12 protein-coding genes are annotated in these 13,729 nt (G+C 58.8%); 5 read left to right on the top strand and 7 right to left on the bottom strand.

The features are described 5' to 3' along the window. Positions 1-52: 52 nt before the first annotated feature. Positions 53-1,831 (bottom strand): SulP family inorganic anion transporter, encoded by a 1,779-nt coding sequence (locus LOY38_RS04690; RefSeq protein WP_258700654.1) that lies wholly within the window; start codon positions 1,829-1,831, stop codon positions 53-55. Positions 1,832-1,880: 49 nt separating this feature from the next. Then, positions 1,881-2,705 (bottom strand): polyphosphate kinase 2, encoded by an 825-nt coding sequence (gene ppk2 / locus LOY38_RS04695; RefSeq protein WP_258699026.1) that lies wholly within the window; start codon positions 2,703-2,705, stop codon positions 1,881-1,883. Positions 2,706-3,069: 364 nt separating this feature from the next. On the opposite strand from ppk2, the gene LOY38_RS04700 reads away from it, so the two are divergent. From LOY38_RS04700 to LOY38_RS04710, 3 genes are read left to right on the top strand one after another with little or no spacing between them, the layout of a single operon-like run. After that, on the top strand, positions 3,070-4,410 hold the full coding sequence (locus LOY38_RS04700) for an MFS transporter (protein ID WP_258699027.1): 1,341 nt from the start codon (positions 3,070-3,072) through the stop codon (positions 4,408-4,410). Positions 4,411-4,413: 3 nt separating this feature from the next. Next, complete coding sequence (locus LOY38_RS04705; RefSeq protein WP_258699028.1) at positions 4,414-5,634, top strand: benzoate/H(+) symporter BenE family transporter; 1,221 nt, start codon at positions 4,414-4,416, stop codon at positions 5,632-5,634. A gap of 17 nt (positions 5,635-5,651) precedes the next feature. After that, positions 5,652-6,920 (top strand): OprD family porin, encoded by a 1,269-nt coding sequence (locus LOY38_RS04710; protein WP_258700655.1) that lies wholly within the window; start codon positions 5,652-5,654, stop codon positions 6,918-6,920. A gap of 8 nt (positions 6,921-6,928) precedes the next feature. On the opposite strand, the gene LOY38_RS04715 is transcribed toward LOY38_RS04710, so the two are convergent. Then, positions 6,929-7,171: a DUF2790 domain-containing protein gene (locus LOY38_RS04715; RefSeq protein WP_258699029.1), complete on the bottom strand. Its 243-nt coding sequence runs from the start codon at positions 7,169-7,171 to the stop codon at positions 6,929-6,931. A gap of 121 nt (positions 7,172-7,292) precedes the next feature. On the opposite strand from LOY38_RS04715, the gene LOY38_RS04720 reads away from it, so the two are divergent. Further along, the gene (locus tag LOY38_RS04720) at positions 7,293-8,219 is read left to right on the top strand and encodes a LysR family transcriptional regulator (RefSeq protein ID WP_258699030.1); all 927 of its coding nucleotides are present in this window, start codon (positions 7,293-7,295) and stop codon (positions 8,217-8,219) included. Between the two features lie 22 nt (positions 8,220-8,241). Here the strand turns inward: LOY38_RS04720 and dctM are convergent, their stop codons facing one another. The 4 genes from dctM to LOY38_RS04740 form a co-directional block, all read right to left on the bottom strand. Continuing rightward, positions 8,242-9,525 carry a C4-dicarboxylate TRAP transporter large permease protein DctM gene (dctM, locus tag LOY38_RS04725; RefSeq protein WP_258699031.1) on the bottom strand — a complete coding sequence of 428 codons (1,284 nt, stop codon included), beginning with the start codon at positions 9,523-9,525 and terminating at the stop codon, positions 8,242-8,244. Continuing rightward, positions 9,522-10,154: a TRAP transporter small permease gene (locus LOY38_RS04730; RefSeq protein ID WP_258699032.1), complete on the bottom strand. Its 633-nt coding sequence runs from the start codon at positions 10,152-10,154 to the stop codon at positions 9,522-9,524. The genes dctM and LOY38_RS04730 overlap by 4 nt, the downstream gene beginning before the upstream one ends. A gap of 71 nt (positions 10,155-10,225) precedes the next feature. Next, positions 10,226-11,221 carry a TRAP transporter substrate-binding protein gene (locus LOY38_RS04735; RefSeq protein ID WP_258699033.1) on the bottom strand — a complete coding sequence of 332 codons (996 nt, stop codon included), beginning with the start codon at positions 11,219-11,221 and terminating at the stop codon, positions 10,226-10,228. 103 nt (positions 11,222-11,324) lie between these two features. Then, the gene (locus tag LOY38_RS04740) at positions 11,325-12,779 is read right to left on the bottom strand and encodes a TrkH family potassium uptake protein (RefSeq protein WP_258699034.1); all 1,455 of its coding nucleotides are present in this window, start codon (positions 12,777-12,779) and stop codon (positions 11,325-11,327) included. Between the two features lie 245 nt (positions 12,780-13,024). Between LOY38_RS04740 and LOY38_RS04745 the strand changes: the two genes are divergently transcribed. Then, on the top strand, positions 13,025-13,714 hold the full coding sequence (locus LOY38_RS04745) for an energy-coupling factor ABC transporter permease (protein ID WP_258699035.1): 690 nt from the start codon (positions 13,025-13,027) through the stop codon (positions 13,712-13,714). Positions 13,715-13,729 lie beyond the last annotated feature (15 nt).

Below are 13,729 nucleotides of genomic sequence, written 5' to 3' on the forward strand. Positions count from 1 at the left end.
CGGTAAACATGGAAACATTGATAAAACCCGTCGCTGAGTGTCTCCATGCCACTCAGCGATCCTCGTTCTCCCAATCCACCGGATGAATCATCAGATAGCTGTCGACTGCAGTACCTACTGTTGGAAAAAACGCCGTTTCGCCAAGTCGCGCGAAAAGCCCGAATCGCTTCAGCTTGTCCTTGACCGGGTCCTTCATCTCGGCCACGCACAACTTGATGCCCGCCGCGTGCAAGGTTTCGTCCAGCTCCGCCAACATGTCGGCGGAGGTCACGTCCACGCTGGTGACGGGTTCCGCCGCAACGACCAACCAGCGCACTGGCGTAGGCGATGCAGCCACGGCGTCGAGCACTCGGTCATGGAACAACTCGGCGTTGGCGAAAAACAACGGCGCATCCCAGCGAAACAGTACGAGGCCGGGTACAAGGCGCGCGTCGGGATAGCGCTTGATGTCGTGATAACCCTTCACGCCTTCCGCGCGTCCCAGAACGGCAGAGTAAGGGCGCCAGCCATCCCACAGAAATTCGATGACGGCGATCACGATGGCCAGGCCGATGCCCTCAATCGCACCCAGCACGGCCACGCCGACGGTGCAGACGATTGACAGCCAGAACTCCCAACGCTGGATTCGGTAAATTCGTCGCAGGTCGGTGACCTCAATCAGGCCGATGGCGGAGGCGATCACCACCGCCGCCAGTGCGCTGGTGGGTAAATCCTTCAACAGGTCCGGCGCCACCACTAGCAATAAGGCAACAGCAACCGCACCGATGACTCCGGTCAGCTGGGTTTTGGCGCCTGCGGCCTCCGCCACGGGCGTACGTGACGAACTGCTGCAGATCGGAAAACCCTGAAAAAATCCGGCGGCCAGGTTGGTGACGCCCAGGCCCACCATCTCCTGGTTCGGGTCCACATAGGTACGGCTCCGTGCCGCATAGACACGTGAGAGCACGCTGGTATCGGCGAATGAAACCAGGGCAACAGCGAAACCGCCGATCAGCACGGGGACGATGTCGGCCCTAGTGATCCAGGGGATGTCGAACGCAGGCAAGCCTTGTGGAAGAGAGCCGAGGACCGATATTCCAGCGCGTGCGGCAAGGTCCAGCACACCCACGACGACGGTCGCTCCCACTACGGCGATCAGAATACTTGGTACGCGCTTGTTACCCTTGAACAGCAGAATCACGGCCAGGGTGGCTGCGCCGACCATGAAGGCGGTCCAGTTGGTTTTCCCCTCCATGATCGCTGTAGCGATGGCCCACAGGTTTCTCAACGGGCCGTCGGATTCAATTGAAAAACCGAAAAGCTTGGGCAGTTGGCTGATCAATACCGTCAGCGCGATTCCGTTCATGTACCCGTAGCGGATCGGTTTGGACAGCAGCTCGGTGACAAAGCCCAGGCGCGCTATGCCGGCCAGGATGCACACAACTCCCGACACGATCGCCATCATGCCCGCAAGGGCGATGGCACGATGCGGGTCGCCGCCGGACAGCGGCAGGACGACGGCGAGGATGACAGCGGCCAGCGAGGAGTCCGGCCCCAGCACCAGAATTCGGCTGGGGCCGAACAGCGCGTACGCCAGTAGCCCAACGATGGTCGCGTAAAGGCCATAAATGCCGGGTACGCCCGATGCCACTGCGTAGGCGATGCCGACGGGCACCAGCATCGTGGTCAGCACCAGTCCGGCCACGAAGTCGTGCCGCAACCAGGCGATTTTGTATCCACGTAGCGTGCGCAGCCCTGGCAGCCAGCGGCTCCAACCGGTGTCGCCATCGGTATCCCGATGGACAATCCGTCCGGGTTCCGGGACGGGAGACGAAGAATCCGAATCGCTCATAGAACTGTGGCCCTTTGGTGTACAGCGCAGATCCGCTTGAACGTGCCGGTCAGAATTTTTCTGGAATTCGCCGCAGCGGATAATTCGGTTCACGATAGCCGCCTGATTTCTGCCGCTTGGGCAAAACCACCTTCTCGCGCGGTACATTCTTGTACGGAATGCGGCTGAGCAAATCAGAAATGATGTTGAGGCGGGCCCGCTTCTTGTCGTTCGAGTTGGCCACAAGCCACGGAGCATGGTCGGTGTCGGTCGCCTTGAACATGTCGTCACGTGCGCGCGAGTAGTCATACCAGCAGCTGTATGACTTGAGATCCATTGGCGTCAGTTTCCAGATTTTGCGGCCATCCTTGATCCGTGCCTCAAGCCTGCGGGTCTGCTCCTCTTCGCTGACTTCCAGCCAGTACTTGAACAGCATTACGCCCGAGTCGACCATCATGCGTTCCATGAGAGGGGCCAGGCTCAGGAAACGGGTCACTTGCTGATCGGTACAAAATCCCATCACACGCTCGACCCCTGCGCGGTTGTACCAACTGCGATCGAAGATCACCACTTCGCCAGCCGCTGGCATGTGCGCCAGGTAGCGCTGTATATACATCTGGCTCTTCTCGCGCTCGGTTGGTGCCGGCAATGCCACGACCCGAAAGACACGCGGGCTCACCCTCTCGGTGAGCGCCTTGATCGTCCCGCCCTTGCCAGCGCCGTCACGTCCCTCGAAGACGATACAGATCTTGATGCCCTTTTCTTTCACCCATTCCTGCAACTTGACCAGTTCTACATGCAATCGGCGTAACTGCTCAAGATAGGCTTTGTTCGTCAGTTTCAAGCGTTCGTCGGAGTTACTGTTAACAGGGGTTTTCTTCTTGTCCTTTGCCATGACCCAAGCCTCACATATGCCAGTCGCTGACTACCGATAGATAGACCCTGCAGGTGCAGCTATCAGCCTGCAGATTGCACATTGCTTCGAGCAAAACTGGCGTCAGTCGTGGACGAGCCCTCTGCTCTTGACGTTTAACTCCATCATCAATCGCGTGAGTCTAGTCCATGAATCAACCCTCTACAGGGTTGCAACAGGCTCTTGGAGAACTCCTCATCCCACGCCCGGTTCAGGGCATTGCACAAAGCGGATAGCGATCTGCGCAAAGCGGCTATTGCCCCGTGCCTGGCGTCTCTACCCTCGGCTGTACGGACGTTAGCCGCGTTACCGACTCTTAAAAAAACAACAACAAGAGATAGATGCCATGCGCAAGATCAACGTACACGAGGTTATCGACAACGCTCGATTCAACCGCTTTCACTGGATGGTGCTGTTCTGGTGCGCCCTGATCATCATCTTCGACGGATACGATTTGGTGATCTACGGCGTGGTGTTGCCGATGCTGATGAAAGAGTGGGGGCTCAGTCCCCTGCAAGCCGGCGCGCTGGGCAGTTATGCCCTGTTCGGAATGATGTTCGGCGCGCTGTTTTTCGGCCCGCTGTCGGACAAGATTGGCCGCAAGAAAGCCATCACCCTGTGCGTGATGCTCTTCAGCGGTTTTACCGTGCTCAATGGTTTTGCCCGTAACCCCACCGAGTTTGGCCTCTGCCGGTTCGTTGCCGGGTTGGGCATTGGCGGGGTGATGCCCAACGTCGTGGCGCTGATGAACGAGTACGCGCCGAAGAAAATCCGCAGCACGCTGGTGGCGATCATGTTCAGCGGCTACTCGGTGGGCGGCATGCTCTCGGCGGGGCTCGGCATCGTGCTGATCCCGAGTTTTGGCTGGCAGTCGGTGTTTTACGTGGCGTTGCTGCCATTGCTGTTGTTACCGTTGATCATGTACTTCCTGCCTGAATCGGTGGGTTTCATGTTGCGTCAGGGGAGTCATGACGAGGCGCGCAACATTCTCCAGCGGGTCGATCCGGCGTACATCGCGCAAACCGGCGATCAGTTGCACATGAGCGAAGTGAAGGGCACCGGCACCCCGGTGTTGCAACTGTTTCGCGAGGGTCGCGCGCTGCGCACGCTGATGCTGTGGCTGGCATTTTTCTGCTGCTTGCTGATGGTCTACGCCTTGAGTTCCTGGCTGCCAAAACTGATGGCCAACGCCGGTTACAGCCTGGGCTCGAGCCTGTCGTTCCTGCTGGTGCTCAACTTCGGCGCCATTTTCGGCGCGGTCGGCGGCGGGGTGCTGGGCGACAAGCTCAACCTGCCACGCGTGTTGGCGGTGTTCTTCGTCGTGGCTGCGGTATCGATCACCTTGCTGGGCTTCAACAGTCCGATGCCGGTGTTGTACCTGCTGATCGCCCTTGCCGGCGCCACCACCATCGGCTCACAAATTCTGTTGTACGCCTGCGCCGCGCAGTTCTACTCCATGACCATTCGCTCCACCGGTTTGGGCTGGGCGTCAGGCATCGGGCGCAACGGTGCGATTGTCGGTCCACTGCTGGGCGGTGCCTTGCTGGGGATCAGTCTGCCGCTGCAACTGAACTTCATGGCGTTTGCCTTGCCCGGCGCGGTGGCCGCCCTCGCCATGACCGTGTTCTCCATCAGCAGCCGGCGCAGCGCTGGTGTCAGCCAAGCGCTGTCACCGACCGGCGCTTGAGTCATGAAGGCTCTATTCCAGGACTTCTCCCTGTCTGCTGCCGTCGCCGGATTCATCGCCACGGTGATTTCCTACGCAGGCCCGTTGGTGATCATCTTTCAGGCCGCCGAGACCGCGCAGCTCTCGCGGGACGTGTTGTCGTCCTGGGTTTGGGCGATTTCCATCGGCAGCGCCGTGCTCGGCATTGGTTTGAGCCTGCGTTACCGCGTCCCGGTGATCATCGCGTGGTCGGCGCCGGGCTCGGCATTGCTGGTGGCCCTGTTGCCGGGAATCTCCATGCCGGAGGCGGTGGGCGCTTATCTGGTCAGCAGCCTGATTATTTTCCTGGTCGGCGTGTCGGGGGCGTTTGACCGGATCATCGGCAAACTGCCCGCGGCGATTGCGGCGGCGATGCTGGCGGGGATTCTGTTCAGCTTCGGCACCGGGTTGTTCGTGTCCATGCAACACAAGCCGTTGCTGGTGCTGGCGATGTTTGCCACGTACCTGATCTGCAAGCGAGCGATGCCACGTTACGCGGTGTTGATGGTGCTGCTGGTGGGCTGTTCCATCGCCGCGTTCACCGGTGATTTACACAGCGAAGCGCTGGTAATCGGTTTGGCCACGCCCGCGTGGATCACCCCCGAATTCAGCCTGAGTGCGACCCTGAATATCGCCTTGCCGCTGGTGATGGTGGCGCTGACCGGCCAGTTTGTGCCTGGCATGGCAGTGCTGCGCGCCAGCGGCTACCCGACGCCGGCGAGCCCGATCATCGCCAGTAGCGCGTTGGGCACTGCGCTGTTGGCCCCGTTCGGTTGCCATGGGCTGAATCTGGCGGCGATCACCGCGGCCATCTGTACCGGTCGCGAGGCCCATGAAGATCCGGGCAAACGCTATGTGGCCGGGGTCGTGGGCGGGCTGTGTTACCTGGTGCTGGGGATCTTCGGTGCCACGCTGGTTTCGTTGTTTTCGGCGTTCCCCAAGGAGCTGATCGCAGCCCTGGCCGGGCTGGCGCTGTTCGCGGCGATTGCCGGGGCGCTGGCCGGCGCAATGGCCGTGCCGAGTGATCGCGAATCCGCGCTGGTGACCTTTCTCTCCACCGCGTCGGGCATGTCGCTGTTGGGTTTGTCCGCCGCTTTTTGGGGACTGATTTTCGGCATGGTCACGCACGTGCTGTTAAGCGCCCGCCGTCCCGTCCCACGCAGCGAAACCGCTGCGACTGAAGCACTTCAACCTGTCGATCAATAAAAATAAGAGAAAAAATGATGAAACAGATCCTTCCAGCAACCGGTTCAGTGTTGTCCCTGGCGCTCGTCTCGGGTTTTTCCAGTGGCGTGATGGCCGCCGAGGGCGGCTCCATCGAAGACACCACGGCCACCTTGCAGGCGCGTAACTACTACTTCAGTCGGGACTTCTCGGACATCGTCGGGGCCAATCAACAGTCGAAGGCCGAAGAGTGGGCGCAAGGCTTCATCCTCAACGTCAAATCCGGTTATACCCAGGGCCCCGTCGGTTTTGGTGTGGATGTCATCGGCTTGCTTGGCCTCAAACTCGACAGCAGCCCGGACCGGGTCAATACCGGTTTGCTGCCGGTGCACGGTGACGGGCGCGCGGCGGATGATTACAGCCGTCTGGAGGGCGCGTTGAAGATGCGTTACTCCAAGACCGAGTTGAAGGTGGGTGAGCTGCAACCCAACCTGCCGGTGCTGGCCTTCAGTGATATCCGTCTGCTGCCGCCCAGCTATCAGGGCGCAAGCATCAGCTCGAACGAGATCAATGGTCTGACCTTGCAAGGCGGCCACTTGAACTCGACCAGCCTGCGCAACGAGGCCGGCGACGAAAAGATGCAAGCCATGCTCGGTCATGTACCGCAGCGACAGGTCAGCAGCGATGGCTTCAACTTTGCCGGCGCCGATTACGCCTTCAATGACAAACGCAGTTCGGTCAGCGCCTGGTTCGGGCAACTGGAAGATATCTACAACCAGCGCTTTCTCGGCTTCAAGCACAGCCAGCCGATGGGCGACTGGACCTTGGGCGCCAACCTTGGCTATTACGATTCGCGTGAAGACGGCAGAAAGTTGCTGGGCAATATCGACAACCAGGCGTTCTTCTCCTTGCTGTCGGCCAAGCGCGGCGGCCACACGTTTTATGTCGGCTATCAGGGCATGTTCGGCGACAGCGCCTTCCCGCGAGTGTTTGCCAACATCTCGCCACTGGGCAATGAAGTGCCGACCTACGAGTTTGCCTACACCGACGAACGCTCCTGGCAGGCGCGCTACGACTACGATTTTGCGGCCCTCGGCATGCCAGGGCTGACCAGCACTGTGCGCTACATCACCGGTAATAACGTCGACACCGGCAAGGGCTTTGAAGGCAAGGACCGTGAGCGCGATCTGGATATCGGCTATGTGCTGCAGAGCGGCAGTCTCAAAGGCCTCGGCATCCGCGTGCGCAACGTCATGGCGCGTTCCAACTACCGCAGCGATATCGACGAAAACCGCCTGATCCTCAGCTACACGTGGAAGCTGTTATGAGCCCGTGATCACAGATCCATGGTGCAGTTACCCATGACCTCGTACGTCACGCGGTGGCTCTGGCCCTGATGATCGACATACTCCATGGTCGCAGGCACAACCCCGCAGGCGGTTGCGGTGTTCGTCACGGAAACCACCTTGGCGATGTCCAGCGGCTGCGCCGGGTTGTACGAGGTGGCGGCGGGCTCGTTGCCGGCGGCCAGGGCGGAGGTGGCGGCGAGGGTCAGAAACAGGCTGATCAAGGTTTTCATTTTCCCGTACTCCGTGTTGATTCCGATGTCTCGATTCTAGGCTTTACCCGCGACCGATAAAGGGGCCAACGCCTGATGCAGCCTTACATGAAACGTAACAGTCACCGCCCCTGGAGGGCTTATGGATCTGCTCAATAACTTGCGGGTGTTCGTCCGCGTAGTGGACAGCGCAAGTTTTACCGCCGCCGCCGATGCGTTGGACCTGTCGACCGCGCAAGTGTCGCGATTGGTGGCGGATCTGGAGGAGCATGTGCAAGCCCGCTTGCTGCAGCGCACCACACGCAGGTTGAGCCTGACCGAGGCCGGTGAACGGTTCTTGCTGCGCAGCCGGCAAATACTCGAAGACATGGAGGAGGCAACGACAGAAGCCCGCGGTGCCCATCTCAAACCCAGTGGACGGTTGCGGATGCACAGCATGAATGGCCTGGGCGTGCTGATCACGCCGTTGATCGCCCGTTACAGCGAGCTTTACCCCGATGTGGTGTTCGAGCTGACGCTGTCGCAACGCAATCCCGATCCACTGGAGGAGGGGCACGACGTGGTGATTTCGATTGCCCATGAACTGGCCGATTCGCAGTTGGTCGCCCAGACCATCGGGCAGATCTACAGTGTGCCCTGCGCCTCCCCGGAATACCTGCAACGCCGGGGCGTGCCGGACAACCCGCAGGCGCTGAACGATCATCAGTGCTTACGCATGCTCGACCCGTTGTACAGCGATCAATGGGTGTTCCAGGACGAGCATGGCGAGTACGCCGTCAGCCCGGCCAAGACCTTTCAATGCAACGTTGCCGAGTCGATGGTCAAGACGTCAGAGGCCGGCATGGGCATCAGCCTGATTCCGTTCTACACCGCGACACGCCCCTCGAGCGACGGCACGTTACTGCGCCTGCTGCCAGCCTGGCGTCCCCGTCAACGCAATGTGTATGCGTTGTATCCGTCGCGGCGTTTTCTCGATGCCAAGGTCCGGACCTGGGTGGCCTTTCTCAAGGCCGAATTACCCAAGCTGTTCGCCGAACATGACGCGGTGATGAACGATCCACGGCATTGAGCCTGAGGTCGACTCATCTCGGTTACGTCATCCCCAGCCAGTTCGGCAGGACCAGAGAAATCCACGGTACGTAGGTAATCAATATCAGGAACAGGACCAACAGAATCAGCCAAGGCATTGCTGCCCGTATGGTGGCGGTCAGTGACATGCCGGTCACCGCTGAGGTGACGAACAGGTTCAAGCCTACGGGCGGTGTAATCAGACCGATCTCCAAGTTCACCACCATGATGATCCCCAAATGAATCGGGTCGATCCCCAATTTCATGGCAATCGGGAACAGGATCGGCGCCAGGATCAGGATGATTGCCGAGGGCTCCATAAACGCCCCCGCCACCAACAATACGATGTTCACCACGAGCAGGAATGTTATCGGTGTCAGCCCCGCGCCGATGACCCAAGCGGTGATTTGTTGAGGTAATTGCTCGGTGGTCAGTACATGAGCGAAGAGCATGGCGTTGGCGATGATGAACATCAGCATGATGCTCAGCTTGGCGGATTCGAGCAGCACCTTCGGTGTTTCGCGGAACGACATATCCTTGTAGACGAACAGCGCAACGAATGCCGCGTAGACCGCTGCCACGGCCGCCGCCTCGGTCGGGGTGAACATTCCGGTGTAGATGCCGCCCAGAATGATGACCATCAGCAACAGGCCCCAAATGGCCTTGCGTGCCGCACTCAACCATTCACGAACGGTCGCCCGTGGCATCGCGGGCAGATTTTTCCTGACGGCAACGATGTAGATGGCCACCATCAGTACCGTACCCAGCAGCAGCCCTGGCACGACGCCGGCCATGAACAGCTTGCCGACCGAGGTTTCCGTCGCCGCTGCATACACCACCATCACGATGGAAGGAGGAATAAGAATCCCCAGCGTGCCGGCGTTGCACACAATACCGGCACCGAACGCCTGTGGATAACCGGAGCGGACCATCCCCGCAATGGCGATGGAGCCCACCGCGGCTACCGTCGCAGGGCTTGAGCCGGACAACGCGGCGAACAGCATGCACGCCAGCACCGCCGCGATGGCCAGACCGCCGCGAATATGGCCCACGCACGCGTTGGCAAAGTCGATCAAGCGCCGCGCCACGCCGCCCGTGGTCATGAAGGCACCGGCCAGCAAAAAGAACGGAATGGCCAGCAACGTGTAGTGCTCGGAGGTCTCGAACAGCTTGATGGCCAGTGAGCGCACGGAGTCAGGGCTGAAAAAGATGATCGTCAGCGAACCGGCCAGGCCCAGGGAAATGGCGATCGGTACACCGATAAACATCAGCACGAACAGGGCAACAAAGAGAAAAAGAATAGTCATTTCTTGTCATCCTCATGTTCGGTCAGTTTCATCACCTCCGCGGCCTCGTCGGCCAGGCCCAGGCCCGTTTGACGGTTTTGCACGATGCGCACCAAAATTTCGGCAAAGCGGATGAACACCAAGGCAAAACCCACCGGCACAATCAGCCCGATGTGCCATTGCATGATGCCGTAATGACCGAGGTCCTCGGCACCGATGCCGGCGACGAACAGCGTCTGAATCCATTCGAAACTGGCGACGCTGAGCAGGCCCGCATAGGCCAGGCTGCAGAGGCAGGCAATGATCCCAATGATTCGCTGAGCCGGTTTGCTGGCCAGTTTCACCAAGGCATCGACACCGATATGTCCGGCCGTGCGCACGCCATAGGACAAGCCGAAAAAGATCAGCCAGGCGAACAAGGCTTTGGTCAGCGATATGCTCCACGTCATAGCCTGGGCCATCCCCATGACGCTGTCGCCGATGGCGAACAAGGGTTCACTGGCGCTCTGCCAATACTCGGCGAGGCTGTAGAAAACGCTATAGAGGTTGTTAAGGATGACGTAAACGAACGTGACCAGCGTCATTGCCGCCAGCAGGAAGACGATAAAACCTTCTTCGAAGTGGTCCCAGATGCGCCGCAAGGCATTCATGAGTGGCATCTCCCGATCGAGTGACGACGATGAAACAGGGGCCACCCTTTCGGGCGGCGCCCGACGGCAGATTACTGGGCCTGGTTGGCAGCTTCGGCGGCCTTGATCAGGTCGGCACCGATATCACCTTCGAACTTCTTCCAGACCGGTTTCATTGCTTCGCGCCATTCGCCACGTTGCTCCGGGGTCAGCGTGATGATTTCAGTGGTTTTGGCGTTGATGATGTTCTGTTTGGCATCCTGATTCAGTTTTTCCGCATCCTTGTTCACCTGAGTGGTGACCTCGGCGATGATCTTGTCCAGTTCGGTTTTTATATCCGGTGGCAGGCCAGTCCAGAACTTGGTGTTGGTGATCAACATGTAATCGAGCAAGCCATGGTCGGATTCAGTGATGAACTTCTGCACTTCGTGCATTTTCTGGCTGTAGATATTCGAGTAAGGGTTTTCCGCGCCATTGACGACGCCGGTCTGCAAGCCCTGATACACCTCGGCGAAGCTCATTTTGCGAGGGTTGGCGCGCACCGCCTTGAATTGCTCTTCGAGCACGGCCGAAGCCTGCACACGAAATTTCAAACCGCGAGCATCGCCCGGTTTACGCAGCGCCTTGTTGGCGGACAACTGCTTCATGCCGTTATGCCAATAGGCCAGGCCGGTGATGTTCTTGCTTTCCATGGCCTTGAGAAGCCCCTGGCCGTCAGGGCTTCGCTGGAAGCGGTCAACTGCCGAGATATCGTTGAACAGAAACGGCAGATCGAACAATTGCAGCTTGGGTGTGTATTGCTCAAACTTGGCCAACGACGGCGCAATCATCTGCACGTCGCCCGACAGCAGCGCCTCCATTTCCTTGCCGTCACCGAACAGCGAAGAGTTTGGATAAACCTCTACCTTGACTTTGCCGGGCAGACGCTCTTCGACGAGTTTCTTGAACAGCAGGGCGCCTTGGCCTTTAGGCGTTTGTTCGGCGACCACGTGAGAAAACTTGATAACGACTGGATCAGCCGCCAGTGTCAGGCTCGACGCACCCAGGGCGAGTGTGCAGATGGCCGCGCTCCACAATGATTTGAGCATTTAGATGTTCCTCTTGTTTTAGTTCTCGTGCCGTTCATGTCTGAAACGCTTTGCACGGTGGACAAGAGGAGTCTAGGCAATAAATCACCATTGGTTGTTGCAACTAGTATTTCCAGAAAACCGGGATGAACAGCACCAGAACGGTGAGGATCTCCAGTCTTCCCAGCAGCATGCCGACGGTCAGCAGCCATTTGGCGGCATCAGGCAGTGTCGAGAAGTTGCCTGCCGGACCAATGATCGAACCAACGCCAGGCCCCACGTTGCAGACGGCGGTGGCCGCGCCACTCAATGCCGTGGTCCAGTCCAGGCCGATGAGCGCCAACCCCATGGCGATCGCCCCGATGGTGATGGTGAAAAAGAAAGAAAACGTCAGGAGCGAACGGGCGATATCCTCGTCGATGGGGTGATTGTTGTATTTTTTCCGGATGATGGCTCGAGGATGGATCAGTTGTTTCAGGCTGCCCATGAGCAGTGCGCCAGCCACTTGAAAACGGAAGATTTTAAGCCCGCCAGCGGTGGAGCCGGAGCAGCCGCCGACAAAGGTCAGGTAAAAGAACAGCAACACGGAGAAACTGCCCCATAACGTGTAATCCCCCAGCGCCACGCCGGTCGTCGTGACCACTGACGTCACGTTGACCGCCACGATCCTAAACGCCTCCCACCAGCCGTACTCGCTGTGCAAGCACAACCAGGTTCCGACCAGCAGCGAGGTGATGAGCAAAAAGCCAATGAACCCGCGTACCTGGTGATCTTTGAGCAGGGCGTATCTATTCCCGCGCAACGTGCCCACATACAGCGTAAAAGGCAGGCTGCCCAGAATCATGACAACCACCGACACCCAATGGATGGCCGGTTGCGTCCAGTGCGCCAGAGAAGAATCGGAGGTGGAAAATCCTCCCGTGGAAATCAACGACATTGCATGGTTGATGGCTTCGAACGGCGTCATCCCTGCTATCCACAGGGCCAGTGTGGAAAGAGCGGTAAGCCCGATATACAGCCCAAGAATATATTTGGCAGCGACGTGGGAGCGTGGTGTGACCTTCTCCGACCAGTCGGATGATTCAGTCTGAAACAGCCGCATGCCCCCGACCCGCAATAGCGGCAGGATGGCCACGGCCATGCCGATGAAGCCGATGCCACCCAGCCAATGCAGCATTGAACGCCAGATCAGCAATCCGGGCGAGGCGGTGTCCAGACCGGTCAGGATGGTCGATCCGGTGGTGGTGATGCCGGACATCGTTTCAAAAAACGCGTCGGTGTAGCTGATGTGCTGGATCAGGACCATGGGCAATGCGGCGAACATGCAGACGACTACCCAACTGGCAGTGGTCAGCATGTACATATCGCGGGGACGCAACTGAGCGTCCTCAGGACGGCCCTTGTTGATCAACAGCAGCCCGGACACCGCTGTGATCAGGCTCGACCACAGAAAGGCCGACATATCATCGTTGCGTTCATAGATCACCAGAGTGAGCATCGGTATCGCCATGCTCACTGCCAGTGTGATCAAAAAAATACCCAGGATGAAACCGATAAGCCGCAGTACCGCAATGGACATAAATAACGCCTGTCTTGTTAGCGCCGCGCAGTATCGATCGGCTTGTCGTTTTGTCTCGTAAAGTTTGCGTAACTTTTTTCGTTCCCTCGGATTCTCTATTCGCCGGGTAGACGCGCGACACGGCCAGGCAGAATCGTCGGTATAGACTGGGAGCTACGACGAAGGGAGAGACGCGTGAAATATAGAACAGTGTTGCTGCTCAGTCTTGCGCTTATGTGGGCCCAGGCGCCGGAAAAGGCTTGCCCATGATTGGCGCCGAACTGCTGTCATCGCAAAGCCTTACAGTTGGCTGGCTGATTTACGTGCCGGTAGTGATCTGGGCTGTCTGTCGAGCGCCTTGGGTTGAATTGTTCAGCGATAGCCGCCGTCAGCATCTGTTGTTCGGCACGGTGTTCGCATTGTTCATGCTTTGGCTGGTGCGACGGGACTTTGATACCGGCGTGTCCTATCACTTCATCGGCATGACGGCGGTGACGTTGCTGCTGGATTGGCCGTTGGCGATTGTCGGCGGGTTGGTCGCGCAAGCGGGATTGGTGCTGCTCGGGCGCCAGGACATGGCGGCCATGGGGGTCAACGGCGCGCTGCTGATTCTGCTGCCGGTGCTGGTCACCGAATGCTGCGCAATCCTGGTCGAACGCGCACAGCCGCGTAATCCCTTTGTGTACATCTTCTGTTCCGGCTTTTTTGCCGCTGCGTTGTCGGCCCTGTTGTGTTTGATTCTGGCGCTCACATTGCTGTGGTACGACGAACGTTTCGCCATGCCGTATTGGCTGGAAGATTTTGTCGGTTATCTATGGCTGCTCATTTTCCCGGAAGCATTTATCAACGGCATGGTGGTCAGCGCATTGGTGGTGTTCTGCCCAGAATGGCTGGAGACGTTCAATCGCACGCGCTACCTTTCGGCGCCCTGGAAAGACGACGACCCCAAATCTTGATCCACATCAAATCCA

It is taken from the genome of Pseudomonas sp. B21-015, assembly GCF_024749285.1.
Lineage (GTDB): Bacteria > Pseudomonadota > Gammaproteobacteria > Pseudomonadales > Pseudomonadaceae > Aquipseudomonas.

What these genes read in the sequence shown, in the direction of transcription:
- LOY38_RS04690 (WP_258700654.1), bottom strand. Translation starts at nt 1,831, where the DNA reads ATGAGCGATTCGGATTCTTCGTCTCCCGTCCCGGAACCCGGACGGATT.
- ppk2 (WP_258699026.1), bottom strand. Translation starts at nt 2,705, where the DNA reads ATGGCAAAGGACAAGAAGAAAACCCCTGTTAACAGTAACTCCGACGAA.
- LOY38_RS04700 (WP_258699027.1), top strand. Translation starts at nt 3,070, where the DNA reads ATGCGCAAGATCAACGTACACGAGGTTATCGACAACGCTCGATTCAAC.
- LOY38_RS04705 (WP_258699028.1), top strand. Translation starts at nt 4,414, where the DNA reads ATGAAGGCTCTATTCCAGGACTTCTCCCTGTCTGCTGCCGTCGCCGGA.
- LOY38_RS04710 (WP_258700655.1), top strand. Translation starts at nt 5,652, where the DNA reads ATGAAACAGATCCTTCCAGCAACCGGTTCAGTGTTGTCCCTGGCGCTC.
- LOY38_RS04715 (WP_258699029.1), bottom strand. Translation starts at nt 7,171, where the DNA reads ATGAAAACCTTGATCAGCCTGTTTCTGACCCTCGCCGCCACCTCCGCC.
- LOY38_RS04720 (WP_258699030.1), top strand. Translation starts at nt 7,293, where the DNA reads ATGGATCTGCTCAATAACTTGCGGGTGTTCGTCCGCGTAGTGGACAGC.
- dctM (WP_258699031.1), bottom strand. Translation starts at nt 9,525, where the DNA reads ATGACTATTCTTTTTCTCTTTGTTGCCCTGTTCGTGCTGATGTTTATC.
- LOY38_RS04730 (WP_258699032.1), bottom strand. Translation starts at nt 10,154, where the DNA reads ATGAATGCCTTGCGGCGCATCTGGGACCACTTCGAAGAAGGTTTTATC.
- LOY38_RS04735 (WP_258699033.1), bottom strand. Translation starts at nt 11,221, where the DNA reads ATGCTCAAATCATTGTGGAGCGCGGCCATCTGCACACTCGCCCTGGGT.
- LOY38_RS04740 (WP_258699034.1), bottom strand. Translation starts at nt 12,779, where the DNA reads ATGTCCATTGCGGTACTGCGGCTTATCGGTTTCATCCTGGGTATTTTT.
- LOY38_RS04745 (WP_258699035.1), top strand. Translation starts at nt 13,025, where the DNA reads ATGATTGGCGCCGAACTGCTGTCATCGCAAAGCCTTACAGTTGGCTGG.